The sequence below is a fragment of the Paenibacillus sp. OK060 genome (assembly GCF_900101205.1).
In the GTDB taxonomy this organism is placed as follows: Bacteria; Bacillota; Bacilli; order Paenibacillales; family Paenibacillaceae; genus Paenibacillus; species Paenibacillus marchantiae.
The window spans coordinates 404,998-430,450 of sequence record NZ_FNFR01000003.1 but is presented as its reverse complement, the minus strand read 5'-3'; the positions used below and the strand labels follow the sequence as shown (position 1 = coordinate 430,450).

The following is a 25,453-nucleotide window of genomic DNA, read 5'->3' as shown; positions in this document are numbered from 1 at the left end:
TTTTTCATAAGCAAGGTTGCAACGTTGTAGTCTTGTCGGATGATCCGGCCAATAACAACATGGAATAGGAACAGGTGATACACATGTGTAACAGCGCGTACCGCGTGCTTTTATATTATAAGTTCGTGAAGATTGAAGACCCTGAAACGTTTACCCAAGAGCATCTGCAATACTGTAAGGACCTGGGTGTAAAAGGACGTATTCTGATTGCCTCGGAAGGCATTAACGGTACCGTATCCGGTACACCAGAGCAAACCGAGCAGTACATGAAGGATATGCATGCCAACCCGCTGTTCAGCGATATGGTATTCAAGATTGATGATGTCGAAGAGCATGCGTTCAAAAAAATATTTGTTCGTCACAAAGCTGAGCTGGTTACGTTCCGTGTGGACGAAGACTTGGACCCGAACGAAATTAGCGGTAAACGGTTGTCCCCGAAAGAATTTTACGAGCATCTTCAACAGGAGGATGTCATTGTAATTGATGGCCGCAATGACTACGAGTACGAGATTGGTCATTTTCGAGGTGCAATTCGTCCGGACGTAGAGTCGTTCCGCGAGTTTCCGGAATGGATTCGGGATAACCTGGGCGACATGAAGGACAAAAAGATCATTACTTACTGTACTGGCGGTATCCGTTGTGAAAAGCTGACCGGGTTCATGATTAAGGAGGGTTTCCAGGACGTGGCTCAACTTGATGGCGGAATCGTGACCTATGGTAAGGATGATGAGGTACAAGGTCGTTTGTTTGATGGGAAATGTTATGTTTTTGACGAGCGTATTTCCGTGCCGATTAACCGGACGGATGAAGATATCGTGATTGCCAGCTGTTATCACTGTGGAACGACGCATGACCGTTATATTAACTGTCCAACCTGCAACCTGCAGCATGTAAGCTGTGAGGATTGCGAAGAGACGCATAACCGCTTTTGCTCGGATGCCTGCCGGGAGGCAGCACCGGTAACCGCATAAGCAGGGAGAGCAGGTGCTGATCGTGAAGCGCGAAGAGGAACGAACGACGCGTGAACGGATTTTGTTCATGCTGAAGCAGCAAGGCACAATGACCGCAAGGGAAATGACAGCTGAGCTTGGTCTGACCGGCATGGCGATTCGCCGTCACCTCACGGCACTGGAGCAGGAGGGATGGATTGAAGTTCGGGAAGCCAGAGCTACAGCTGGACGTCCCTCCGCCGTATACCATCTGACGGTACGCGGGGATAGCTTTTTCCCAAAATCATATTCATCACTGACCCTGGAACTGCTGGAGGAACTGTCGGATTCAGCGGGCAGCGGTGTCGTGGATGCATTGTTCGAGAGCCGCCGGGACAAGCTGCTTCGCAGCGGACAGCCACAGATGCAAGGTCAGGATCTGGCCGGACGTGTCGAGGAACTCGCGCGCATTCAGAATGCAAACGGATATATGGCCGATGCCTCCAAGGAAGAGGATGGCACCTATGTGCTTACCGAGCTGAACTGCCCTATTGTGCAGGTAGCGAGTGTCTATAAACAGGCTTGCCGCTGTGAACTGGAACTGTTCCGTTCATTGCTGCAGGCTGATGTGGAGCGCACCGAATGTTATGCGGATGGCGGCAAAAAATGCACGTACCAGATTCGCGAAGCGGCTGGGAATTAGCATGTATAGAGATTGTTTCGATCACTCGGAACAGTCTCTTTTTTGTTTGGAAAATGACGTAAAAACGTTATATTAAGTATTAGATGCGTGTTATTATTAAATTTACATCCAGCTCAAAAAAATGCGTAGCGATTAACATTGTTAATTTCAATATGCTCGCTAATGATCATTATCACAACGTATTTCATTTAAGAGAAGATCATACAGATATATCCCTGACAGATGATATAGAGATTCATTTTAGGCGAAATTTCGAAGTTAAAAGACAACAACATTATGATGAATGATGGATTAGTGCGATGGCTATTATTTTTAAAGGGGATAACCAAGTCTAGCTGGGAGGAGTTATTGATGCACGAACCGGAACCGGCGTTGAAAAAAGCCATGAGTGTATTGGAGTTTCTGAGCCAGGATGAGCAAGCACGTCAACAATATATCGACCGTCAGAAATTTCTATGGGATGAAGTTTCCATGATTGAGGGCGCACGAGAAGAAGGTCTCAAGAAAGGCTTGGAGGAAGGCATCCAAAAAGGAATCGAAGAAGGCATCAAAGAAGGCATCAAAGAAGGAGAAGCAGAGAGTAAACGTAAAATCGCAATCAATATGCTCGCTTTGGGGCTTGATCAAGATACCATTATCAAAGCTACCGGGCTAACATTATCTGAACTAGAAGAATTGAAAAAAGAAAAAGAATGATGTGTATTTTCTCTTCACCCAGTTGTATATCCTTTCTTAGCAGAGGCCTTATTGCAAAATTGCAGAGGCCTTTTTTTGTTTTATGTAATGTTTTCTCTCACGTATCTGCAATGAATGCAAATTGGAAGCGGTTCAACCATTGACGGGAAACAGGTCGCACCTTAATATTAGGGAAACAATAAAATACCAACACGAGTCATGGACTTCAGTCGCATGAGAAAAGTCTATATTTGTCTGCTTTTGTCAGTCAAAGCAACAATGCGTTGAAGCGTTCGTTTTGTCCCGCCCTATCGTGTCACTTGGATAACGATGAGGGCATCAACATTTTAGAAGATGGAGAGGGGTTCTCACACATGAAAAAGAAATGGTTAATGTCTCTGATGATGGTTGGATCAATGATCGTAGCGGCAGGTTGCGGAAATAACAGCGGCGGTAGCACAACGACCGAGGGATCGGGCAGCACAACAGGTGAAGGTACGGCAGAAAAATCGTATCGCATCGCGATCTCGCAAATCGTCGAGCATCCATCGCTGGATGCCACACGTGAAGGATTCATTGCAGCGCTGAAGGATGCTGGTCTTGAAGAGAACAAGAACTTGACGATTGACTATAATAACGCGCAAGGCGATTCAACGAACAACCTGTCCATTGCCCAGAAGATTGCCGGCGATTCCAAGAATGACCTGGTTCTAGGGATAGCAACGCCATCCGCACTGGCCCTGGCTCAACAAGTGAAGGACAAGCCATTGCTGTTCGCGGCAGTGACGGACCCGCTGGGTGCCAAACTGGTGAGTGACATGGACAAGCCAGGTGGTAACGTAACAGGTGCATCGGATACGAACCCGGAGGCGATCGTGCAATTGGCTGATTTTATCGCCAATTATTTACCGGATGTGAAGACGGTAGGTCTGGTTATTAACGAGGGCGAACCGAATGCGGTGGTGATGGCGAACAATGCGGAAAAAGCGCTGGCAACACATAATATCAAGCTGGTCAAAGCACCAGTTACGAACACTTCCGAAGTAAAACAGGCAACCGATTCTCTGGTTGGCAAAGTGGATGCCTTCTATATCACACTGGATAACTCGGTAGTTAGCGCAGTGGAAACAATCATCCAGACCGCGAACAAAAATAAAATTCCGTTCTTTTCCAGTGACCGGGATACCGTGGAAAAAGGGGCTTTCGCAACCGTTGGCTTCAAATACTACGATCACGGATACCAAGTGGGTGAAATGGCTGCGGACATTTTGAAAAATGGGTCGCAACCGGGCGACATGAAAGTCACCGTGCCGGACAAGCTGGATCTGATTCTGAACCTGAAAGCTGCTGAAGCTCAAGGCATCACTGTTACCGATGAGATGAAGGCAGAAGTGAAGGACCAGGATAACAACATTATTCAATAATCTGACCGGAGATCCTCCGGCAGTACGGATGCGAGGCGGACGTGCAGGCGGGTTCGCCTCATTCTTTTCGATAGACAGGGAGGAAGCAATGTGAATTTGACTTGGGGTTCAATTGAAGGGGCAATCGAGCTTGGATTGTTGTATGCACTGATGGCATTGGGTGTATATATTACATTCCGCATACTGGACTTCCCCGATCTCACCGTAGACGGAAGTTTTACAACTGGAGGCGCAATCGCGGCGGTCATGATATCCAACGACTTCTCTCCTTGGCTCGCTTGCTTGGCAGCAATGGCTGGAGGAATGGTGGCTGGCGCCTGTACAGGTCTGCTACACACCAAAGGCAAAATTAACGGGCTGTTATCCGGTATTCTGATGATGATTGCTCTGTATTCAATTAATATGCGTATTCTCGGCGCACCGAACAAATCCATTATGGGCATGGATAACCCCTTCTCGGGTGAGCATGTCATGGTTATCATTATCGTAGTTGTGCTGGTATTCAAAATTATGCTGGATCTGTTTATGAAAACAGATATCGGACTGGCACTGCGCGCCACAGGTGACAACAAACGCATGATTCGCAGCTTCGGCGCGAATACGGTTGTGACCACCATTGTTGGTGTCAGTCTGTCCAACGGACTTGTTGCGCTGTCTGGAGCATTTATTGCACAGCAATCCGGTTTTGCAGATATTACGATGGGAATTGGTATGATCGTTATCGGACTGGCCTCCGTTATTATCGGGGAAGCCATTCTGGGTGCAAGAACCGTATTCTGGGCCACACTTGCGGCCGTTGTCGGTTCAATTATTTACCGGATTGTGGTCGCGATCGCACTCCAGGTAGAATGGTTCGACACATCCGATCTGAAGCTGATCACCGCTGTGATCGTTATTATCGCACTTGTTTTCCCAACCATGCAGCGCTCCATGAAGCAGAAAAGCCTGGCTCGCAAACGAACCGAAGAGCTTATGGGCTCGTCGAGCCAACAGGCGAAGGGAGGCATGTGATTATGCTTGAGATTACACAAGTGACCAAACTGTTTAATCCGGGAACGACCGACGAGAAGACTGCGCTGGTTGGCGTAAACCTGACGATGAACCCGGGAGACTTCGTGACCGTGATTGGCAGTAATGGCGCGGGAAAATCAACGTTGATGAACATTATCTCAGGCGTCATGAAGCCAGATATGGGCGATGTGCTGATCAATGATCGTTCCATCAAAAGCCTGCCTGAGCATAAACGCAGCAGTTGGATTGGCCGTGTGTTTCAGGACCCGATGGCGGGTACAGCACCGCATATGTCCATTGAGGAGAATATGGCGATGGCGTACAAACGTGGCAAGGGCCGTGGACTGGGCTTTGGAGTGACCCGTGCAAGACGGGAGATTTTCAACGCCCAGTTGGAGAAACTCGGCATTGGACTCGACAAACGCCCCAATGCCAAAGTGGGCCTTCTGTCTGGCGGTGAACGCCAGGCGCTCAGCCTGCTCATGGCAACATTCACCCAGCCGCAAATTTTGCTGCTGGACGAGCATACGGCTGCGCTTGATCCTTCTCGTGCGGAGCTGATCACAGAGCTGACAGAGACGCTTGTACGTGAGATGAGACTTACAACGTTGATGGTCACACACAATATGGAGCAGGCCATACGTTTGGGCAATCGTCTAATTATGATGGACAAAGGCCGAATTATTTTGGACGTTATTGAAGAGCGTAAGCGCACGCTGACCGTACCTGAGTTATTGGGTGAGTTTGAACGTATCAGCGGTAAAAAAATGGCCGACGATCGCGTGGTGCTGGGTTAAATCCAGGGAGCACCTTGCGATTACCGAAGAGAGCCAGTACATCTCATTACAAAAACCTTTTGCGTTCTCGCAAAGGGTTTTTGTGGTATGTTGAACAGAATAAGGATCACAAGTAGTAAGCATACATAGGAGGGCCAAGCATGTTGTTACAATTCGATGAAGGAACATACACGGTAATCCAGCGTACCGATTCCATCCGCCTGCTGGCGAAGGAATTTGCACTGCTGTATTTTTTGTATGAGAACAAGGAAAAAGCCTTTACTCGCAGCCAACTGCTGGATCGGGTATGGCCCTTGGAATATCCGGTTGAACGCACCGTGGACGACCATGTGTATCGACTGCGCAAGAAACTGAAACGTTGGGAAGAAATTGCACTGGAGACCGTGCGTGGTTATGGTTACCGACTTATCATCCGATCGAATATGGCGATATTGCCCTCTAACCCTTCCGCCCAAGATCAGGAGATGCGAGAAGTGATTCATGGATTGTTCCGCAAATATCATCTGTATGGGCAGGGGAAGTCGATGCTCACGCTGCTGGATCAGCAAGAAGCACTGGGCATTGAGATTGATCCATTTTATCAGCTGTATATCCACTTTATTCAGGGAGATCTGGAATGGTTGATTACAACGACGGAAATTCCCTTCGAGGAACGTTTGTATTGGCTGCTAATTTTTACACATACCCTGATTGAACCATCGGAGAGTTTGCCATTGTACGAAAAGGCTCTGAATTCATCCGCACTGTCTGCCGATCAGCTTCGTGAACTTCGTATTCTGAACATTGTTGAAGTCTACGCAGAGGTGGGCCAGTATGAACGAGCCAAGGCTCGACTCATTGAAACGTATCACGTGATGGAGAAAGATGAACTGGTTCATTTCAGACTTCCGGTAAAGCTCTCAGCGTTGTATGTGGAACTGTGGGGTGGCAGCGGCGAAGCGGTAGAGGATCAGATGTCTGCTCTGCGTTCCGGGTTGAAAGATGCGCCATACTTACGGGAAATCGGACGCTTTCAAGTTATGGAAGGCCTATGGTTGCTTAGACAAGGGAGAATCCGAGAGGCAGAGCCTAGAATGGACGATGGTCTGGACGTATTGAAAATGACATTGAACGCACCGCTATATCTCAATTCGGCTTACCAAATATTGTTGTTCATGGCACACCACCGGATAGAGGGGCGACTTCGCACTAAATACCATCAAATTTATGCGGATATCTCCAAAAGTTACGGCGTGCCTATTTATGGACAACAAATTGTGGATGAAATCCGCACATTTTTATCCCCGTATGCTCCATCCTCTGATCTTCCTCTGATATAACACCCTTATGATTACAGCCAAGGAACATATAAGCCAGCAACAAGGCTGTAATCAGGGGAGGAAGTATACGTATGAACGTCATTTCAAATGAACCCAATCCATCATCCATTTCGTCCAATGGTTCATCCAAAAGCCTATGGACCAACTTCCGCTTCATGCGGATGTTTATTGCTTATTCGCTCGCAACCTTTGGAGATTGGTTTGACGCGCTCGCCATCCAGGTAATGGTCGCTTATCGTTGGGGTGCTGATCCTCTGATCATAGCCCTTATTCCGGTATGTATGGCTGTTCCGGGGATCGTACTTGGCTCGGTGGCAGGTGCACTGGCTGATCGTTTGCATAAGGTGAAAATCATGATGATATGTGATGTGATCACCGTCTTATTAACGATTGCAATTCTGTTCGCGCCAAGTGCGGCTTGGCTGCTGCCGCTTCTTGCTTTACGAGCGATGATGGGGGTATTCCATGTACCTGCGCAGCAGGCACTTACGCGTCAAGTGGTAGCAGAGGAGCATTTGTTTCAAGCATCGTCACTGAACGGTTTTGTGAACCAATGCTCCAAAGTAGCGGGACCGCTGCTGGGTGCAGTCATTGTGGCCGTCTTTTCACCGCAAGTCTGTATTTTAATCAATGCTTGTACACGTTTGTTGTCCGGAGTCGTGTTATGGCCTTTACGGCGTCTAACAGAGGATCCAGAACCTTCTGCATCGGATGGAGGTCCTTTGGAAACGGGGGAGACCGCGGAATCTCTATTCATTCAATGGCAGAAGGGTTGGCGTTTTATCCAGAGCAGCCGCACCCTTCTGAGTACGATTCTGTTTGGTTGCTTTGGATTAATGGCGATCCTCATGATCGATTACCAGTTTACGACGCTGTTTCGGGAGATCAAGCCGGGCAACGAAGCTCTGATCGGCTGGCTGGGATCATCCGCTGGGGCAGGTGCGGTTGTGATTATTCTACTATTGAATCGACTTCCGCGAATCGGGTATGGCTGGGGGTTGGGTGGAGGATATTTGCTGATTGGTGCTGGAATTGCTGCGCTTGGCTGGGTCAGTTCCCAAACGTCCGAGTTCTGGATCATCATCTGGGGCTTATGCATCGGAGTGGGCAATGGACTGTTCATGGTGACGTTGAATTACTTGCTGCAAAAAGAAACTCCGCCTGCCTATGTAGGCCGTGTATTCGGTATTCAAAACTCGCTTTCCAGTGTCGTGCTGGTCATTGCTCCACTCGCTGGAGGTGCCTTGATTCGGAGTGTAGGACCGAGTCCCACATTTCAATATATTGGCATGGCGACACTGGCTATTGGTTTCGCAGGCATGATGCTGCAACGAATCTTATGGAAGGGGCAACAGCCACTTCCGGCAGAGTCGACTGGAGAACTTGGGCAGAAGACAGTCAGACAGCCATAACTGCCATCGTTACGATAAAAAGAAAATGAACGATGAACAGCCGCTACGGTTACTTATCCGTAAGCGGCTATTTCCATCTAATAGGGTAGTGCATCATGCCTCCCACCAAGAGAAATAGGAGGTGGAGGCCATCAGTCCACCAACAGACAGGGATCCGCTCACCGACAGGTTAATGGACTGACCAGGAGGAACCACGTAACGTCCTAACTCATTGGATAGAAAGGGACCTACCTGCAAGGGCATAGCCAATAAGGTTGTGGTACCCGTGGGAGCGGCAGCGGAGAATCGCACCGTTGCAATGCTCGTGTTACTGCTTGATAAATTATTGTTTACCGGTGAGAGTGTGCTCGGTGATGTCAATGTTCCATTTGCAGACAGAGTCATGGTACCACTGAAGGAAGAAAGCAAGTTGAGCGCGACTGTGATTCCACCAGAAAGCCGTGATATATATACATTTTTACCGCTCCCGACTGGGTTGGTCAGTTGGACAGTAGCAATAACACTGCCCCCCAGCAATCCTAGTGTTGTGGAGTTGGTTGAGCCTGCATTGTACAGATTGCCAGTACTACCTGCATTATTCTCAGGTGGAGCCACAATGCCGGGAGAGGTAAACGTATTCGTAATGGATGTATAAACGGGACGGTTTAGCGGGTTGAACACGTGATCATTCGGCATTGTGCACACTCCTTTTTTAAATGATATGTCAGAATTCCCACCAGGAAAGATTAATGGAGGCGGTTTGGGAGCCTGTTCCCGCACTGATGGATAGTGTCTGTCCTGGAGGGACGATGATAGAACCGTTCAGGTTTAACATATACATGCCCGCTGTAAGAGGAATGCTTAACAAGCTTGTTAATGTTCCCGTTAATGTGCCGGTATTTTGCCTTGTTGTCATTACACTCGTATTGGTATTGCCCAACAATGTATTGACTGGCGCAGGTGTGGTACCACCTGTAATGGTTCCGCCGGAATAGACAATGAGTGTAGCAGCTGCGGTTGTACCTCCGCTGATTCTAGAGACGTACAAGGTACGCCCACTGCCCGCTGCATTAACGACCTGCAGCAACAGATTTAGTCCAGCACCTACACTGACATTATTGGTAGTCAGTGCAAATGAACTGCCTGCGGCTGCCGCACCGCCCTCTGGAGTGGACTCAATGCCGGGGGCAGAGAATGTATTAGTCAGTTGAGTATATAAGGGGCCGTTGGATTGATTAAATACATTGGAATTGGTCATATAATCCACCTCCAATCTGTCTGAATAAGATAACCAAAGTGAATTTTTTGGAATGTGCTGCTTCTATGAAAGTTTGAAATAGAGACGTGAAGAGGTTGTACTTGCAGTGTATGTGGGAAAAAGGGGAAGGGTTTGGGATACAAACAGTAAATCCTCAAATAACGGCGTATGCCGTGCCCGTATTTTACATGCAGGCATACGATGCGGAAGCACATTTTTTAAGGGGAAATCGATATGAGTCGAACAGCGAAGCGTAGCAAGAAGAGAACGAACCAAACAACTAAATATGTCAGCCGTCGCCAATCCCGTCGTTCCTGCCGCGCTAAATTGCTGAAACCTCCTTGTTCCCGGATTACTCGTCCCCGGTTCAAGCAGGGTACTTCCTCACGTACGACACTCCCTGGTGCTACTCACTGTTTTACAGAGCATACGTATGTCGGAGCCGAGACAAACGGTAGTATGAATTCTCTTCCGGCTCAAGACACCTCATCGCTCAGCATGTACACATATGGCATTGTAAATCGGGGCGAACATCCGGCTCTTGTGCAGATTCAGATCAGCCCTAATGCCAGGGACTATGCTGTGGACAGCCAGGAAGTGATTGCCGGAGGGCAGACCAAAGCGCTGGTGCCGCTGCGATTCCTGCGTTATACCCGGCTGGTTATCCAATCGGTTGAACCGGATCAGCCGACCCGGCTCGATGTTTATTTTCAGGCACAGCGTATGCCGTAAGAACGTGGAATTCTACAATCGATTTGACCAGGGAGGAGGACGAGGCATATGCCTAACTTTACAACGTTTAACACGAATCCGGATAATCTGAGAACTCTGATTTTTGGTCATGATAGTACAGGCGCAGCCCAGCCGGTTCACACCGATACAAGCGGGAACGTACTCGGAATTATTTTGGATGGTACGATCAGTAATATCTCAGGTCTGACTACCGTTACGATTAATGCCGGAACTATCACAAATATTCTTAACGGAACGATTACCAGCGTCCTCGGAGCAACGATCACGGCGGGTACAATTAACAGCGTGCTTGGCGCAACCATCACAGCCGGAACATTAACAAACCTGCTGAATGGTACAATCACCAGTGTTTTGGGAGCCACCATTACTGCCGGAACGATCACAAGTGTGCTCGGGGCAACCGTGACGGCGGGGACATTAACAAACCTGCTCAATGGTACCATCACCAGCGTGCTTGGAGCTACAATCACCGCAGGAACACTGACGAACTTGCTGAACGGTACAATTACCAGTGTACTGGGAGCGACGATCACAGCCGGAACGATCACCAGCGTGCTTGGAGCCACAGTGACCGCGGGAACACTGACGAACTTGCTGAACGGTACAATTACCAGTGTACTCGGGGCGACGATCACAGCCGGAACGATTACCAGTGTACTGGGAGCCACCATTACGGCGGGTACAATCAATAGCGTGCTTGGAGCCACAGTGACCGCAGGGACGCTGACGAATTTGCTTAACGGTACAATCACGAGTGTACTCGGAGCGACGATCACGGCCGGAACGATCACCAGTGTGCTTGGAGCCACGGTGACGGCGGGGACGCTGACGAACTTGCTGAATGGTACAATCACAAGTGTACTTGGAGCGACAATCACAGCCGGAACGATCACCAGTGTACTGGGAGCAACAATCACGGCAGGTACAATCACCAGCGTGCTTGGAGCGACGATTACCGCAGGGACGCTGACCAATCTGTTGAACGGTACAATCACAAGTGTACTTGGAGCAACGATTACAGCCGGAACACTGACGAACTTGTTAAATGGTACCATCACTAGTGTACTGGGAGCTACCGTGACAGCGGGAACGTTAACGAATTTGCTGAACGGAACGATTACCAGTGTACTTGGTGCCACCATTACAGCCGGAACGTTGACCAATTTGTTGAATGGTACCATTACCAGCGTATTGGGAGCCACGATTACGGCAGGTACACTCAGCAGCGTGACGTCCATCTCGCAAAAAAGCTTTCAGGAATCACAGCTTCTCAGCACGCCAACGGCAAACACGTTTACACCGCTTCCGGCGGTCACGACGAGTGTATTCGGCACTTATTCTTTCTTTGTATATAACAGGGGGCCGGGGCTTAACCGGGTCGATGCCCGCGTGGAAATCAGTGCTAACGGTACCAACTGGTACGATGATGTGGACACGGTGACCGGGATTTTGCCAGGCTCGGTCGATGTTCTGGTGCCGCAGCGTTTTCTCAAATATACACGTCTTTCCTACCGCTCCAGTCTGCTGGGAGCATCCAGCACGATTGATGTGTTCTTCAATGGACAAGGCACATAACCCGGTTTGTTGTCATATAGGTACATGGAGTCCCTTTGGTGGGCTTCATGTACTTTTTTTTGCATTGGAGGTGGCTGCATATGCAGAACAGGTTACTCGGAATTCATATGATTGTGCAAAATGAAGAACATCATCTGGCCCGCTGTCTCGACAGCTTCAAGCCGATGGGCAGCGAATGCTTCATTACAGATACCGGGTCAACAGATCGTACACCGGAGATCGCCAGACATTATGGAGCAACGGTGCTTCACGCCCGTTGGGAAGATGATTTTGCACATGCCAGAAATATAAGTTTGCCTCTCGCGAGCACGGAATGGATTCTGTGTCTGGACGCGGATGAGTATGTCATACAGGGATTGGAAGAGCTTTTGGATTATCTACCGAAGGTCCATAAGAGCGTTTCGAGACTGCGGATTACGATAGAGAACCGAATTGGCGAGGGAACGGAAGAGAGTGTCATCTTCCAACCTGTGCGTCTTTTTCGCGCCCACCAAGGATATCGGTATGCGGGGCGTATCCATGAGCAATTGGTTCGTGGAGGAGCAAAGGATGATGGAAAACAAGAAGAAGGCGCTCTGGAAATAAACGACTCCTCTACCCGTGAGGAAGACGGGATCGCTGAGCATGAACCCTTGGCTCCACTGTGTTTGGTTCATGATGGTTATTTGCCGTCCACGATTGCTCTAGGACCTAAACCCTTGCGTAATCTAAAGCTTTTGCAGCTGGAATTAGCTGATCGTCCGGGGCAACCTTTTCACCTCTATAATGTGGGGGTAACATACTGCCAGCTAGGGAATATCGAACAGGCAGCAGAAGCCTTTACTGAATCCTTTCTTCATACACCCCTGCAAGCTCCGTATCGCTCCACCCTGGTTCGGGACTATGCCAAGGTTCTTCTGGCAATGGGGCGCTATGACGAGGCTCATGGGTTATTGGCGGTAGAAAGACAGCGTTATGCAGGGTATGCCGACCTGCATCTGATATATGGAGAGATTTTGGAGCAACAGGGTCTGGAGGAGAGGGCCTACAAGTCTTATGCAAGAGCAACAGATTGCCGGGAGGGCTTCAATGGAGCTGATCTCAAGGACAATAACAAGGCAGAGATTCGAGGCGTACATCAGCAGGCAATTGAGCAAACAGATAAACCAGGAAGCGATGAATTATGTGAGGGCAAGTCCTCTGAAGATGTTCACAGAGAGCCAGCTCGAATGGAAAGATATTACGTAACGGATATAGGTTGCGATAGCTACAAGGCCTATACAGCCATGGGAAGGCTTGCACAGAAAAGAGGCTTTCTGCAGGAGTCTGCTCATCTGTACAGCCTGGCTCTGGGGAGCGAGATCACGTATGCTCCTGCATGGACAGGGTTAGCCGATGTATTGCAGCAATCCGGAGAGACGGATGAAAGCATAACAGAGACATTACTCGCACGCTGGAAAGAGTATTCAAAGAAAGAGCGCTCAAAGGAAGAGGATTCAGATCCGAGCGTAATAACATACGAGGATGATCTGGCGCATGTGGTTTATGCACTTGCTTCCAGTGGAGCATATGGGCAGGCATTGAAATTGCTACATGGAGATGCCCGAAATACGCCTATAAAACATGAAGATTATCTGTATTGGATGTTATGTGCCAACAGGGTATCAGAAGCCTTGCAGTACGTGCAGAATCAGTGGAGTGAGGAGGATATTGCGGGCATTAACTTCCAGCCTGAGCAACGATTGGACTTGGCATTGACCTATTGGACAAATGAATTATCTGTATCCGAATCATTTATGACCGCAGCAGAACCTCAGGAGAGGGATGGCTGGAGACTGCTGAATGGCCTGCTGGATACGGGAAAACGGGTGCATGTCGTGGATGACAGAGATGGGAAAACAGCTCATCAGACGCTTCAGGCCGCAACGGAGCTGAGTAAGAACATATTGACTCGGGCAGTGCAGATGGGGCAACTGGCGTTTGTCAGGAAGTTGTACGAGAAGATGGCTGCAATTAGTCCTGAACACGATGGAAATGGTGTTCGTAGCCGTTGGATGGCCGCTGTTCTTTACCGCCAGGGATACACCATGGCGGCCGCAGATCTGTTAATTCAATCTATGTCACAAGGCGATTTGGATGCGGAAAGCCTCTTTTACCTTGGGGAAGCCGTGTATGCCAAAGGGCATTACAATCAGGCATTGATTCTTTTCCAGCAGGCATTGGAGAATTATTCAGAACAGCGACAGGCGAGAGCTGGAGCTGCTGTCTGTTATATGAGGTTGGCGCTAGAGGTTATCAGACAGGAACGAACTCGCTCTCCCGCTGACAAGGTACTTTTGGCACAACAGACTGTTTTGGATCAGCAACTACGCACCGCAGAGGGTATCCCTTGGCGCACGGTGTTCCGTGCGAAGGAGAGGAGGAACCAGCTTGCCGACCAAGCACATTTCATTATGCATGATCGTGAAGGATGAAGAAGAACTGTTGCCTCATTGTCTTGAAAGTGTCCGCGGGGCGGTGGACGAGATCATTGTTGTGGATACCGGTTCGTCGGACCGAAGTGCTGCCATTGCCAGGGAATATGGGGCAGTAGTTGTGCCGTTTGTGTGGAGCGACGATTTTGCCGCGGCACGAAATGCTGGGCTGGAGCGGGCTTCGGGCGAATGGATTCTTTTTCTCGATGCGGACGAGGCGTTGGATGAGAATGCACGGGAGCAGATCAGAAGCTGGACGGCAGCCAGCGGATGTGACGGATTGTTTTTAAATATCCATAACTATACGGGTTCAGGTCAGCAGGGGGTGACGGTAAATCCGGTATTGCGCCTCTTCAGGAACGAGCCGGAGCATCGGTTTGAGGGTCGGATTCATGAGCAGATTGCGGTGGCAATCTGTCGGAAGAATCCACAGGCTGCTTTTCACGTGACAGACATGATCATTCACCATTACGGGTATCAGACAGCCATTGTGGAGCGCAAGGATAAGGTGAACCGGAATTTGCGTTTGCTTCAACAGGCGGTGGAGGAAGAGCCGGAGCAGCCGTTCCATCACTATAACCTGGGTGTCGAGTATCTGCGGATGGGAGAAACGGAACAGGCGCTGAAGACGTTTGGCGTAGCAAAAGCGGGAATTGATCCAACCCTGACAAGTTATGCACATCTGTTGTTCAAATATGAGATTCGCTGTTTCCAGCATTTGAGTCGCTGGCAGGAAGCATTGGATCATATCCATGATGCTCTTGAACTCTTCCCGGAATACACGGACCTGCTGCATCATCGCGGAGTATGTGAGGAGGCGTTGGGGGAGACCGAAAAGGCAGAACTATCGCTGCGTGAAGCAGTTCGTATGGGGCCGCCGCCAACCATATTTCATACGGAAGAAGGAATTGGAACCTATCAGACCTGGTATAACTTGGCTAGGCTGCTGGAGGGGCGGGCGGATCTTGAAGGTGCTGTGGATGCTTATGTGGAAGCAGTCCGTGCCAAATCGAGCCTGCTGCCGCCCTTGTACCGGATTTTTCGGATCATGCGGGTTTCGGGTCAAGGGCAACACTTGGTGGAGCTGATTAAGGAGCGATTTGCAATTACTTCAGAAGAGGCGATCCAGAAAGTATTGGGCATTCTGGAGCAGTGTCGTTGTTATGATACAGCTGTGAAGTTGTTGCCAGACATATCTTCAGACCTTTCCGGGGAGATGCGGGAGAGGTTATCCATGGCTGAGGCTTTGCTTCAGATTCAACTGGGAAAATGGAACAAGGCACGCCTTAAGCTGGACACGGTACGGCGAAAAAAAGGAGAGCTTTCTGTACCAGCTACCCATTGGATAGAGCGACTAAACTGGATTGAAGGAAGACCAATAGAGGGGAAAGATCAACTGACTGCGTGGCTGTATCGTCATTCGCAATCGGGTACGGAGTCGGAGCCATATCAACAGGCAGAAAGAATCAGTAGTTCACAAGCCGTTGCCCAAAATGACGACTCAAACGTGGCTGCTGGGACAGCATATAATGGCTGGCAGGCAATTGGATTAATGATGGAAGGGTGTGTGCAATCCGGGAAATGGGATATGCTGCATGCGCTGGTTCAGCTTGGTCAGGGGCAGTTGGCAGAAGGAGTGTATCCATTGGTGGAAGGCGCCCGGCAGGAAGCGGGAGAACCCTTTGCCGGAGCCTCCGATTCACGTGTGGGAACCAGCTGGTTGGTGAAAGGGCTTGTCAGTGCTGCCGATCATCACTTGGAGGCATATGCTCAAGGGACAGAAGGAGAGCGAGACCGTTGTTGGCCTGTGGTTCAACAGATTAGGCTGGATTTACCGGGGCCGGATGGTTTTGAGTTTTGAAGATTGAATGAAAGAGAGCAGAACCCCGTATAGGAAGGAGGGAGGATGAACATGCAGACAGGAATCAGCCTGTGCATGATTGTGAAGGATGAGGCCCGGTCGCTTCAGCGATGCTTGGATGCTATTCAGGATGTTGTGGATGAGATCATCATTGTGGATACGGGATCAACGGATGAGACGATCGATATTGCCCGTCGTTATGGGGCGGTTGTCATCAGTGCGGCATGGACCGGAGATTTTAGTGCTGCCCGCAACCTGTCTCTTGCTGCGGCCACTCATCCTTGGATTCTGGTACTGGATGCGGATGAAGTCTGGATGCAGACCGAGCACAATCTGACGAAGATGAAGCGGCTGCTGACCTCAAGTCAGGACGACGTATGGGGCTACTGGATACAGGTCACGAGTTTGCTCGGAATGTCTGGAGAAGAGCGTGTGACGGATGCGGTGTGTCGTTTATTTCGGAATGATCCCCGGATTGCTTTTCAAGGCATGATTCATGAAGAAGTGGCATCTTCGATTCTATCCTTCGCTCCGTGGGGTGTGGTCGATTCCGAGCTTGAGATTATTCATTATGGCTACCTGGAGCACGTTATTGTTGGCAAAAATAAACCCGAGCGCAATATGCGGCTGATTCGCTCCGCTCTCCATAAGTCGCCGGATCAACCGGAACTGTTATATGCCATGGCTGCCGAGTGGTTTCAGCAAGCGAGATACGATGAAGCGCTCAAGTTGTTACAACCTTTGCTGGCAAAGCTTACGCCGGAATGTGGCTATCATTCGGATCTGGTACTCAAAACGGCTTATGCCTGGCGGGAACGTAGCCGCCCAGAGAGAGCACTCGCTATCGTTGAGGAATGGAGGCCGCTGTATGCTGACTTCCCTGACTTGCTGGAGCTTGGTGCTGTGTTGGAGCTCGATCAAGGACGGGATGCTGCGGCGCTCGACTGGCTCAAGCAGGCCAAAGCAGCAGCTTCCACAGCCAGTCGATATACGTCCGTTTCCGGTGCCGGAACGTATCGCAGCCTGAATCTGGAAGGCATGGCCCATGAACGGCTGGGCTGCTGGCAGGAGGCAGCTAAGGCTTATACATCTGCGCTCGCCGTACAGCCCGGCAGCTTGCCAGCATGGCAGCGGCTGTTGCTGCTGGCCGCAGCAAGCGGGCGGCCGAACGCCATCGCAAGCGCAGCCCAGCGGATCAGCCTGCCGCCTGCGGCCTGGCAGTCGCTGATCCCGGCCGCGTTGGATGCGCATCGGCCCGAATGGCTGCTGCGCCACGCGGCATCGCTGTTCGCCGCGCTGCGGGCGCAGCCCCTCGCCGCCGGGCTGGCGCTGGCCCAGCTCGGCGAGGACGCCGCTGCCCGTGCGGCTTTGCAGCCCTGGGCGACGCATGCGCAGCACGGGCCGGAGGCGGCGCTGGTGCTGTGGGCGCTCGGCCACAAGCAGCCCGGCGAGCCCTTCGCCAGTGCTGCTGCGGGCTCAGCGCGAGGCGCAGCCGCGTCGCCGCCAGCGCGGCGTAAGGCCCGCGAGCAGGCAGCCACGCCCGATGCAGCCCGCGCAGCCGATGCGCTGCTGCGGGGCGCCCCGGCCAGCTGCGCCGCGCCAGCGCCGCAGGCCGTGCACGCCGCGGCGCTGGCGCTCGCACGCGTAGGCGCCTGGGCCGCATGGCTGCGCCTGCTGCAGGCCCTGCCGCCCGGCCAGGCGCCGGCGCTGCTCGCGGCGCTTCCGCCTGCGGCCCGCTGCGGGCTGCTGCGCGCGCCCGCAAGTGTGCGTGAAGGGCTGCTTGCGCTGTTCGGCACGCCGCATGGCGCGCAGCAGTCCTTCACGCACGAAGTGCCCGCCATGGTACTGGCGGGCACGCTCGCTTTGCTCGCCGGGCGGCAGCGCACTGCGCGTGATTGGGCCGAATGGGCCCAAGTCACTGCACGGCAACCTGCCGCTTCCGGCAGCCCGACGACGACAATCCCGCCGGGCCTGCACACCCTGCTGCGCCTGACATCACCCGGCGCAGCATCCACCGAAGCATACGCTAACCAGTGCAGCATGCTGCTGGTTCATCTCTAACGCTTAGGCAATCCAAGGGTTTTAAGGATGTAGAGTTAATCTTAATCTATGCCCCTGATCCGTGATCCCGTTTATCCATCCCAATTACTCTTTACGAATAACAGCACGAAAACAACGGATTGCCGGGCCGTACATGTCAGACCAGATGGCATCCTCTGGTTCTTTCACGCTCAGCTTGCCTTCGATCGTCAGTCCGGTAACAGCCATAATCGTCTCCAGCAGGTCCGGACGCATCTCGGGCACATCAAACGTGGCTATCAACCGTCCGTCCGGCTTCAGCACCCTGGCGAATTCGCGAAAGGCGCGCAGCATCGTGCCTGTATCCAGATGCTCCAACACAGAGATGCAGAATACGCTGTCAAACATCTCCGATTCATACGGAAGCTGAGCCAGATTGGCCTGCGCAAGATTTAGTCGGTCCAGGCTCGATTCCGGCAGGTCACGTGCGGCCTGTTCACCAAAATCAGAAGCGATATCCAGCCGGATCGCTTCTCTGGACAAAATACGCTCATCCCAATCACAGGCATGAACTTCCCGGCAGTGCTCTGCTAGCCAGAATTTGAACGGATGGGATATACCACAGGCAGCGTCGAGTACGACGTCTTCCTGCCGCGCAAACAAGCGTGCCCATTCGTACTCGTACGGACGGCTCCACCACGCAGGATGCAGTGGGAAAACCAATGTATCCGTTTTGGGGTCACCCTCCCGAATGTATCTTGATTCCATGAAATCCGTTGCATTTGGCGTATCCATCATCCCCGAATTCCCTCCTTTAATCCTGCTTCTGCCAAAAAAGTTTCCAATACCGTACTCCACCTGCGCCGCCAGTGGGATATGTCGTAGGACAGCGCCGTCTCGCGGGCATAGATACCCAGCCGCTCTCGCTCGGCCCGATCCTGAACGAGGCGTACTAGCGCGGCGGTCAGCGCTTCTTCACCTGGAGGTACCAGCAGTCCGTTGAAGCCATCCTGAATCAGATCATTCAGACCGCCAACATTGGAAGCAACAACCGGAAGCCCACAGCTCATCGCCTCCAGACAAGCGTAGGATGTTCCTTCCGAGAAGACGGTCGGAATCACGGCGATATCTGCCTGATGGTAGGCCTCGCGAATATCCCGAAAATCATACGTGCGCTGTATAATTCGATCCGCATGAGGGTGCGTGCGATGCCAATACCGGAAGGATCGGCCCACCGTGCTGCCTTCAACCAGTTCTCCGGCAAATTCGACCTCTAGATCAGGAAAGGCACCGAGCAGTCGGTCAGCTGCCAGCATCATCGGAATAATGCCCCGTTCCATGCTGATGCGGCGTGGATATAAAATGCGCAGTGGACGGGAAGGGCTCACATGGATTGCGGCCGTTGTGTCATTCTCCTGCTCCTTCAAATGATCACCCGTTAGCACATTTGGCTGGTGACCAGCCATGCCCTGTCTGATATTTGGCGAGTCCAGTTCTTCAGCGATTACTGTCACCTCGGATCTGTCCGCCCGCACCATGCCGTTTCCATCGTTTCTTTCCCCCACGGATGACAAAGCATTCAACCCCGAGATGGCAGCTTCACTATGATCTTCATGACTTGCAAGATCCTTCTTCCATGCTGCCAGCCATTCTTCTTCCTGTTCATGCTCGAATGTACGCCTTGGCGGAGCAGGCATGAAGTAGGAGGTATCCACTGCATTGGGAATGAGCACGACCTGACCGGGATCGGCAAACGTACAAGCAGCACGGCAAAAGGTCTGAAAATGCGAATCGACCGACACGATGCGTACAAGTCCATCCAGTGCCAGCTGAATATGCTCCGCGACTTGCTGCTTGGTTTCGAGCGGCAGTGCGGGACGATCCCAGTTAATACCGTGGCAGATGCCGAGACTGCCCGGCTTGTAGGCAATGGGCTGCCACAGGCAGCTTGCATAGATCACAGGTCCTCGTGCTGCGGCAGCCATTCGGGCAAAAGCTTCGGGCACATCATTCATATCGTAGGCATATCCGTATACATCAATCTGTTCCGTACGGGTCTGAAAAGCTTCAAAATAGGACAGTTGATGAACCTCGGGGATGTGTCCCAATCCGCGGATTACACTGCATAATTCCAGGACGTAACGCTCCAGACCGCCCCCGAACACCCGGCTGAATTCCCGGTTATATCCATCGGTGAAGCTGTGTGTCAATATGCTGACCACGCCCATTTCACTGCTCCTCCTTCCACGGAATCAGTCGGGGCTCCGGATCAAGAATCGATTCATAGTGCTCCAGGCTGCCCCACTCGCCGTGTGGATCAATTCGTTTATAACGCAAATATTTCCGAACCCGATCCTCCAGACTTCCGGCCCAGCCAAGATGCTGGACTTTCAATTCTGTGCTGATTCCAGGCAATACAGTGCAGGGCAAGGGAAGACGAGGCACATGATGATTTTGCTGCGGATAAAAATAAGGATAACCTGGCATATAACGGACCAGGGAAGCGGTATGACGTCGGTGAAGCCCCCAAAGGTTATCTTCCCGATAGTGGGTTCGTCCGCCCCACATATCGTAGAAGCGGAAAGCGATCCAGTCCGCGTGATCCTGGTTAATCAGAGCGCGTATCGCTTTCTTCGCTTCCGTGCTGTATAGCTCATCGGCATCAACCGAGAGCAGCCAATCCGGGGAGGTACCTGCCGCTGCTTGCCATAGAGCGTTGCGTAATCGCCATTCCTCCGCAAATAATGGCTTTTCCAGCACTTCCAGACGAACGACCTTGGGATAGGCTCTGCATATATCGGGTGTGCCATCGGTGCTGGCATCGTCCACAATGACAATCTCATCTACGAATTCACTCAGATCGTCCAGCACTTCCTCCAGATATCGCCCGCGCTCGTTACGTACCTGAAGCATGGCGGTCAGTTTATTGCCCTGACTTTTACGAACCCTACGAACGGAAAACGGCTCTCTGAATAGGTCTGTATCCTGGTGTTTTGCAGCATGCTGCTGATCGCCTTGCCCCTCTGGGTCAGCATGCAGCGATTCCAGCGTTTCCGTTGGAGTATGAGTTGTTTCGGATCGTATATCCTTGTGCACCATCGGTCCATTCACATGTTGTCTGCGCTTCTTCGGGTCCAGCATCATGGCACCTCCCCCAGCAATTGCTGGACGGCTTGATCCAACAGCTCCATCTCGACGATTCGCGCAAGAGCATCTTCATCCTCCAGTGCCGTCTCCAGAAATTGTCTCACCGCCCCGTGACGTTCTCCGCGCAGAGCCAGAGCTAGACCCGATAGCTGCCGATAATCCTGTCGGCTGGGGCTATCCTGAATATCTACTGCATGCACCAAATCTAATGCATCTTCCACACGTCCAGTCTCCTGATAGATACGAAATTTCCAATGCCGTGCCGTTTCGCCTCCGAGTTCATCCAAAATGTGCAATGCATTTCCATAGTCATCATTCAGACGCAGTAGTTCTGCCCGGACAAGCTGTTCCTCCCCGGCCTCAAGCCAGCGACAGAGTTGTTCATAATGGTGCCGTTCCTGCTCGTTACCTGCGCTGATTCCATACACCTGCAACGCATTCTCGATTTCCCCGGCCCTTGCATGAATGGCGGAGAGGAATCGATAGTGGGAGCTTACACAATCATTGCGCCCGTTTAATACCGCGTGAGAGAAGGCTTCCTTGAGTGAAGTGGCCGCTCTGGAATCCTCTAGCACATATTCATAGGCTGCCAGCAAAAAGGAAATCGTCTCATGCGCTCCTGCTTTGGAACGAAGCTGACGATAGAAGTCGGCCTGCACACTGCATTGCAGCTGGGTGACCGTATCCTGAACACCCGAGAGCGTCTGTCGCAGCGCATGCAGGAATAGCAGTTCATAGTCCCGGAGAGGGACCTCGAGGTCATCCTTTTGCATGACACCAGCAGGAGAGGTATCCTCTCCATTCAGCCAGATGGCGCGTACGCCCTGGAATACCAGCTTCATATAGCGTGTTTCTGAAGTCGTGCCCACCAGATCGGCGATACCGACCAGTCTTGAAATGCAGCTCTCCCATAAGGGAGACTCCGCTTCTTCACCAACTGGCTCGGGAAGAAGTACAATACAGAGCCCCGGATGGAGCGAGGCTGTGGCGGTCAGCCAGTAGGGATGCGCAACCACAGCAACCGTACGGGGCTCCTGCAGCAATTGTTCTGCTTCGGGAAGCGTGATGACGGTGATATTCGCAGGCATTTCCTCGGAGCGCTCCAGGCTACTGACATAGTAGACAAGCCCTTCCGCAACCATCAGAGCAGCGATGTCTGGATAGGGAAAAGCAGACCATCCTCCCTTCCGGGGGAAAAGGACATAACGAAAGGCAGGCAGGGCCGTACTTGACTCTTCTACATCTACCCCTTGATAAGGCTCCGGGTCCGGGATCGGAGACAGCTCTTCCATTGATGAATCACCTCACTTGATTTGCATTTTTGTCCGTTCATGGATTGAAGCAGTACCATCTGATAAACATCGGATTGGCGCTGCTTTGAATGATACCAATGAATCCAATAATTCAATATGTAATGCCTTTTTTGCCCAGCGTATTTTATGCCTGAGACTAACATATGGGCGTTCCGTCCTAAACATGAGCATCTTCCGTGAATAGACGAAGCTGGCAAGCTCTAACATTAGGCTTGTTTTTTTCTATTGTGTGACCATCGTCACTTTTTTTTGCTGTCATGGCAGGGTTTGTGATAATTGTCACATGTATAAAATAGTCTATCTGGCACAATACGTTCATCAATACGTGTTTGGCTGACAGAAACTGAAGAAGGGGCTTCAATGCCAAATACGAAAACTGCGATATGAACAGAAAGAAGGGGTAACGGTATGGATCCGATCATGTTATCGCGTATCCAATATGCGCTCACAACGATTTTCCATTTCTTTTTTGTACCGCTGTCCATTGGTCTTGTACTGCTGGTAGCGATTATGGAGACGTTGTACGTAGTGAAGGGTAAGGAAGTTTACAAAACGATGGCCAAATTCTGGGGCAAACTGTTCCTGATTAACTTTGCCGTCGGTGTGGTCACGGGTATCTTTCAGGAATTCCAGTTCGGCATGAACTGGTCCGAGTATTCCCGGTTTGTAGGGGATGTGTTCGGTGCGCCACTGGCGATTGAAGCCTAGCTGGCGTTTTTTATGGAGTCTACCTTTATTGGGCTTTGGATTTTCGGATGGGATCGCTTGTCCAAGAAAGTGCATCTGGCCTGCATTTGGCTGGTATTCATCGGTACATTCTTGTCCGCGCTGTGGATTCTGGCAGCCAACTCATTCATGCAGCATCCGGTTGGCTTCGAGATTAACAACGGCCGCGCCGAGATGAATGATTTCTTTGCACTGATTACGAATGGTCAGCTACTAGTGGAGTTCCCACATACGATCTTTGGCGCATTAATGACAGGTGCTTTTGTGGTAACTGGGATTAGTGCCTATAAGTTGATGAAGAAGCAGGATGTGGAGATCTTCCGCAAATCGTTCAACATTGCCATCATAATTGGTCTGGTTTCCTCGCTGGGCGTTGCCTTCTCGGGTCACTTCCAGGCGCAATATCTGGTGGAGATGCAGCCTATGAAAATGGCGGCCAGTGAAGGAACATGGACGACGACGGAAGATCCGGCACCATGGACGGTGGTAGCCTTTGTTGATCCGGACAAACAGGAAAATTCCGGCGAGATCAAAATCCCTGGATTGCTCAGTTATCTGTCCTATAGCAAGTTCTCTGGCAGTGTCAAAGGCATGAAGGAGCTGCAAGCGGAGTATGAGCAAACGTATGGACCAGGGGACTATATTCCACCGGTACGGACGACGTTCTGGAGCTTCCGCATCATGATTGCTGCGGGCGGATTGATGATTTTGCTAGCGATCTACGGTACATTCCTGGCGATGCGCCGCAAATTAGAGGGAGCAGGCAAATGGTTTATGCGCTTGATGGTGTTTGCCATCTCTCTGCCGTTTATCGCCAATACATCGGGATGGATTATGACTGAGGTAGGAAGGCAGCCGTGGACGGTATTCGGTTATATGACGACGGAAGCCGGGGTATCCCCGAACGTAAGCGCAGGTCAGATTTTGTTTTCCACCATCGCATTTACAGTCACTTATGCAATCCTGGGAGCGGTGATGGTCTATCTGTTCGTTCGTGAAATCAAGGCAGGGCCATATGCAGTCGAAAAGCCGGAGGAGCATGATGAATCGGCCGATCCGTTCGGCGTGGATGGGGGTTATTCTGTTGTCACTAAGTGAATTGTGGTTTTTGCTGATTGCCGTCTTGTTTGTTGGTTTTTTCTTTCTGGAAGGTTTTGATTTTGGTGTGGGCATGTCCACTGCAATGATTGGCAAAACGGATCGTGAACGTCGTACTCTAATCAACTCGATCGGTCCGTTTTGGGATGGCAATGAGGTCTGGCTGATTACGGCAGGGGGTGCAATGTTTGCAGCCTTCCCGCATTGGTACGCCACGCTGTTTAGCGGGTTTTATCTGCCACTGGTCGTGGTGCTGCTGGCTTTGATCGGCCGCGGAGTTGCCTTTGAATTCCGCAGCAAGATGAGACATGAACGCTGGCGCAAAACATGGGACATCATTATCGTAGTCTCCAGTGCGTTACTGCCATTCCTGTTCGGGGTTGTTTTCGCTACCTTGATGAAAGGACTGCCTATTGATGCGCAGATGCAGCTCCGTCCCGGCTTCCTGGACATCGTCAATCCGTATACGGTTGTAGGTGGGTTGAGCGTTACGTTGTTGTGTCTGGTGCACGGTTTGCTGTTTGCTTCATTGCGGACCGTCGGAGATCTTAGAGAACGTGCCCTGAATATGGCCAAAAAACTGATGTTGCCGCTGGCCGCGATCCTCGTGATCTACGCTGTGATGACATACTTCATGACCGATGTGTTTGCCGTACGCGGCTGGGCTCTCTGGATTATGGTTGTCCTTGGCGCTGCTTCATTGGGTTTGGCCGCTTACTTCGTGCGACAGAAACGTGAAGCCTGGGCTTTCGGCATGACTGGAGCCGTGATTGCAATCGCGTTTGCCTCCGTATTTATCGGTCTGTTCCCAAGGGTCATGGTGAGTTCAATGGGTTCGGCGTTTGACCTGACGGTCTACAATGCTTCATCCGGTGCATATTCGCTAAAAGTGATGACGATTGTGGCTTGTACGCTGCTTCCGTTTGTACTCGGTTATCAGATCTGGAGTTATTATATTTTCCGCAAACGTCTGAACGACCAGCATCACCTGGAGTACTGAT

At 51.2% G+C, this 25,453-nt stretch carries 21 protein-coding genes and 1 pseudogene; 16 read left to right on the top strand and 6 right to left on the bottom strand.

Features of this window, described 5'->3' with window-relative positions; translation table 11 throughout:
• Positions 1-83 precede the first annotated feature (83 nt).
• The 9 genes from BLS14_RS13605 (at position 84) to BLS14_RS13570 (ending at position 8,270) form a co-directional block, all read left to right on the top strand.
• The gene (locus BLS14_RS13605; protein ID WP_064641719.1) at positions 84-971 is read left to right on the top strand and encodes an oxygen-dependent tRNA uridine(34) hydroxylase TrhO; all 888 of its coding nucleotides are present in this window, start codon (positions 84-86) and stop codon (positions 969-971) included.
• Between the two features lie 13 nt (positions 972-984).
• Entirely contained in the window at positions 985-1,632 is a 648-nt protein-coding gene (locus BLS14_RS13600) for a helix-turn-helix transcriptional regulator (RefSeq protein WP_090809140.1), read from the top strand.
• 83 nt (positions 1,633-1,715) lie between these two features.
• Entirely contained in the window at positions 1,716-1,919 is a 204-nt protein-coding gene (locus tag BLS14_RS33125; protein WP_072733761.1) for a PD-(D/E)XK nuclease family transposase, read from the top strand.
• Positions 1,909-2,328, top strand: coding sequence for a PD-(D/E)XK nuclease family transposase (locus BLS14_RS13595; protein ID WP_256336445.1), 420 nt, complete (start codon positions 1,909-1,911; stop codon positions 2,326-2,328). The genes BLS14_RS33125 and BLS14_RS13595 overlap by 11 nt, the downstream gene beginning before the upstream one ends.
• Positions 2,329-2,681: 353 nt before the next feature.
• Positions 2,682-3,731 carry an ABC transporter substrate-binding protein gene (locus tag BLS14_RS13590; RefSeq protein ID WP_090952245.1) on the top strand — a complete coding sequence of 350 codons (1,050 nt, stop codon included), beginning with the start codon at positions 2,682-2,684 and terminating at the stop codon, positions 3,729-3,731.
• Positions 3,732-3,881: 150 nt separating this feature from the next.
• The gene (locus tag BLS14_RS13585) at positions 3,882-4,742 is read left to right on the top strand and encodes an ABC transporter permease (RefSeq protein ID WP_371121637.1); all 861 of its coding nucleotides are present in this window, start codon (positions 3,882-3,884) and stop codon (positions 4,740-4,742) included.
• Between the two features lie 2 nt (positions 4,743-4,744).
• Positions 4,745-5,539, top strand: a complete 795-nt coding sequence (locus tag BLS14_RS13580; RefSeq protein ID WP_090952239.1) for an ABC transporter ATP-binding protein — start codon at positions 4,745-4,747, stop codon at positions 5,537-5,539.
• Between the two features lie 140 nt (positions 5,540-5,679).
• A complete protein-coding gene (locus BLS14_RS13575; RefSeq protein ID WP_090952237.1) occupies positions 5,680-6,858 on the top strand; it encodes a winged helix-turn-helix domain-containing protein in 1,179 nt (392 codons plus the stop codon).
• A gap of 71 nt (positions 6,859-6,929) precedes the next feature.
• A complete protein-coding gene (locus BLS14_RS13570) occupies positions 6,930-8,270 on the top strand; it encodes an MFS transporter (RefSeq protein WP_090952234.1) in 1,341 nt (446 codons plus the stop codon).
• 93 nt (positions 8,271-8,363) lie between these two features.
• On the opposite strand, the gene BLS14_RS13565 is transcribed toward BLS14_RS13570, so the two are convergent.
• Together BLS14_RS13565 and BLS14_RS13560 are read right to left on the bottom strand one after the other, a co-directional pair.
• On the bottom strand, positions 8,364-8,945 hold the full coding sequence (locus BLS14_RS13565) for a hypothetical protein (protein WP_090952231.1): 582 nt from the start codon (positions 8,943-8,945) through the stop codon (positions 8,364-8,366).
• Between the two features lie 28 nt (positions 8,946-8,973).
• The gene (locus BLS14_RS13560; RefSeq protein WP_090952228.1) at positions 8,974-9,507 is read right to left on the bottom strand and encodes a hypothetical protein; all 534 of its coding nucleotides are present in this window, start codon (positions 9,505-9,507) and stop codon (positions 8,974-8,976) included.
• Positions 9,508-9,741: 234 nt separating this feature from the next.
• On the opposite strand from BLS14_RS13560, the gene BLS14_RS13555 reads away from it, so the two are divergent.
• The 5 genes from BLS14_RS13555 (at position 9,742) to BLS14_RS13530 (ending at position 18,210) form a co-directional block, all read left to right on the top strand.
• Positions 9,742-10,239, top strand: a complete 498-nt coding sequence (locus BLS14_RS13555) for a DUF6385 domain-containing protein (RefSeq protein ID WP_072733753.1) — start codon at positions 9,742-9,744, stop codon at positions 10,237-10,239.
• A gap of 48 nt (positions 10,240-10,287) precedes the next feature.
• Positions 10,288-11,835 (top strand): DUF6385 domain-containing protein, encoded by a 1,548-nt coding sequence (locus BLS14_RS33120; protein WP_244552129.1) that lies wholly within the window; start codon positions 10,288-10,290, stop codon positions 11,833-11,835.
• An 80-nt stretch (positions 11,836-11,915) separates the two neighbouring features.
• Positions 11,916-14,288 (top strand): glycosyltransferase family 2 protein, encoded by a 2,373-nt coding sequence (locus tag BLS14_RS13540; protein WP_176854503.1) that lies wholly within the window; start codon positions 11,916-11,918, stop codon positions 14,286-14,288.
• On the top strand, positions 14,245-16,149 hold the full coding sequence (locus BLS14_RS13535) for a glycosyltransferase (RefSeq protein ID WP_143021537.1): 1,905 nt from the start codon (positions 14,245-14,247) through the stop codon (positions 16,147-16,149). Before BLS14_RS13540 ends, BLS14_RS13535 begins: the two co-directional genes overlap by 44 nt.
• 51 nt (positions 16,150-16,200) lie before the next feature.
• A complete protein-coding gene (locus tag BLS14_RS13530) occupies positions 16,201-18,210 on the top strand; it encodes a glycosyltransferase (protein ID WP_143021536.1) in 2,010 nt (669 codons plus the stop codon).
• Between the two features lie 84 nt (positions 18,211-18,294).
• Here BLS14_RS13530 and BLS14_RS13525 read toward each other — a convergent pair whose 3' ends face one another.
• From BLS14_RS13525 to BLS14_RS13510, 4 genes are read right to left on the bottom strand one after another with little or no spacing between them, the layout of a single operon-like run.
• A complete protein-coding gene (locus BLS14_RS13525; RefSeq protein WP_090952217.1) occupies positions 18,295-18,966 on the bottom strand; it encodes a class I SAM-dependent methyltransferase in 672 nt (223 codons plus the stop codon).
• Complete coding sequence (locus BLS14_RS13520; RefSeq protein WP_090952214.1) at positions 18,963-20,396, bottom strand: glycosyltransferase family 4 protein; 1,434 nt, start codon at positions 20,394-20,396, stop codon at positions 18,963-18,965. The genes BLS14_RS13525 and BLS14_RS13520 overlap by 4 nt, the downstream gene beginning before the upstream one ends.
• 1 nt (position 20,397) lies before the next feature.
• Positions 20,398-21,309: a glycosyltransferase gene (locus BLS14_RS13515; protein WP_082935360.1), complete on the bottom strand. Its 912-nt coding sequence runs from the start codon at positions 21,307-21,309 to the stop codon at positions 20,398-20,400.
• Positions 21,309-22,607, bottom strand: a complete 1,299-nt coding sequence (locus BLS14_RS13510) for a hypothetical protein (protein ID WP_090952211.1) — start codon at positions 22,605-22,607, stop codon at positions 21,309-21,311. The genes BLS14_RS13515 and BLS14_RS13510 overlap by 1 nt, the downstream gene beginning before the upstream one ends.
• A gap of 429 nt (positions 22,608-23,036) precedes the next feature.
• Between BLS14_RS13510 and BLS14_RS13505 the strand changes: the two are divergent.
• A pseudogene (locus BLS14_RS13505) lies at positions 23,037-24,452 on the top strand (cytochrome ubiquinol oxidase subunit I).
• Complete coding sequence (cydB, locus tag BLS14_RS13500) at positions 24,436-25,452, top strand: cytochrome d ubiquinol oxidase subunit II (protein WP_072733951.1); 1,017 nt, start codon at positions 24,436-24,438, stop codon at positions 25,450-25,452. Before BLS14_RS13505 ends, cydB begins: the two are co-directional and overlap by 17 nt.
• The last annotated feature ends 1 nt before the right edge of the window (position 25,453 follow it).

Excerpts from the sequence above, each read along its gene's own strand:
- BLS14_RS13515 (WP_082935360.1), bottom strand. The coding sequence starts at position 21,309 with ATGCTGGACCCGAAGAAGCGCAGACAACATGTGAATGGACCGATGGTG.
- BLS14_RS13530 (WP_143021536.1), top strand. The coding sequence starts at position 16,201 with ATGCAGACAGGAATCAGCCTGTGCATGATTGTGAAGGATGAGGCCCGG.
- BLS14_RS13520 (WP_090952214.1), bottom strand. The coding sequence starts at position 20,396 with ATGGGCGTGGTCAGCATATTGACACACAGCTTCACCGATGGATATAAC.
- BLS14_RS13580 (WP_090952239.1), top strand. The coding sequence starts at position 4,745 with ATGCTTGAGATTACACAAGTGACCAAACTGTTTAATCCGGGAACGACC.
- BLS14_RS13575 (WP_090952237.1), top strand. The coding sequence starts at position 5,680 with ATGTTGTTACAATTCGATGAAGGAACATACACGGTAATCCAGCGTACC.
- BLS14_RS13590 (WP_090952245.1), top strand. The coding sequence starts at position 2,682 with ATGAAAAAGAAATGGTTAATGTCTCTGATGATGGTTGGATCAATGATC.
- BLS14_RS13585 (WP_371121637.1), top strand. The coding sequence starts at position 3,882 with ATGGCATTGGGTGTATATATTACATTCCGCATACTGGACTTCCCCGAT.
- BLS14_RS33120 (WP_244552129.1), top strand. The coding sequence starts at position 10,288 with ATGCCTAACTTTACAACGTTTAACACGAATCCGGATAATCTGAGAACT.
- BLS14_RS33125 (WP_072733761.1), top strand. The coding sequence starts at position 1,716 with ATGCGTGTTATTATTAAATTTACATCCAGCTCAAAAAAATGCGTAGCG.
- BLS14_RS13510 (WP_090952211.1), bottom strand. The coding sequence starts at position 22,607 with ATGGAAGAGCTGTCTCCGATCCCGGACCCGGAGCCTTATCAAGGGGTA.
- BLS14_RS13605 (WP_064641719.1), top strand. The coding sequence starts at position 84 with ATGTGTAACAGCGCGTACCGCGTGCTTTTATATTATAAGTTCGTGAAG.
- BLS14_RS13525 (WP_090952217.1), bottom strand. The coding sequence starts at position 18,966 with ATGATGGATACGCCAAATGCAACGGATTTCATGGAATCAAGATACATT.
- BLS14_RS13560 (WP_090952228.1), bottom strand. The coding sequence starts at position 9,507 with ATGACCAATTCCAATGTATTTAATCAATCCAACGGCCCCTTATATACT.
- BLS14_RS13540 (WP_176854503.1), top strand. The coding sequence starts at position 11,916 with ATGCAGAACAGGTTACTCGGAATTCATATGATTGTGCAAAATGAAGAA.
- BLS14_RS13570 (WP_090952234.1), top strand. The coding sequence starts at position 6,930 with ATGAACGTCATTTCAAATGAACCCAATCCATCATCCATTTCGTCCAAT.
- BLS14_RS13555 (WP_072733753.1), top strand. The coding sequence starts at position 9,742 with ATGAGTCGAACAGCGAAGCGTAGCAAGAAGAGAACGAACCAAACAACT.
- BLS14_RS13565 (WP_090952231.1), bottom strand. The coding sequence starts at position 8,945 with ATGCCGAATGATCACGTGTTCAACCCGCTAAACCGTCCCGTTTATACA.
- BLS14_RS13595 (WP_256336445.1), top strand. The coding sequence starts at position 1,909 with ATGATGAATGATGGATTAGTGCGATGGCTATTATTTTTAAAGGGGATA.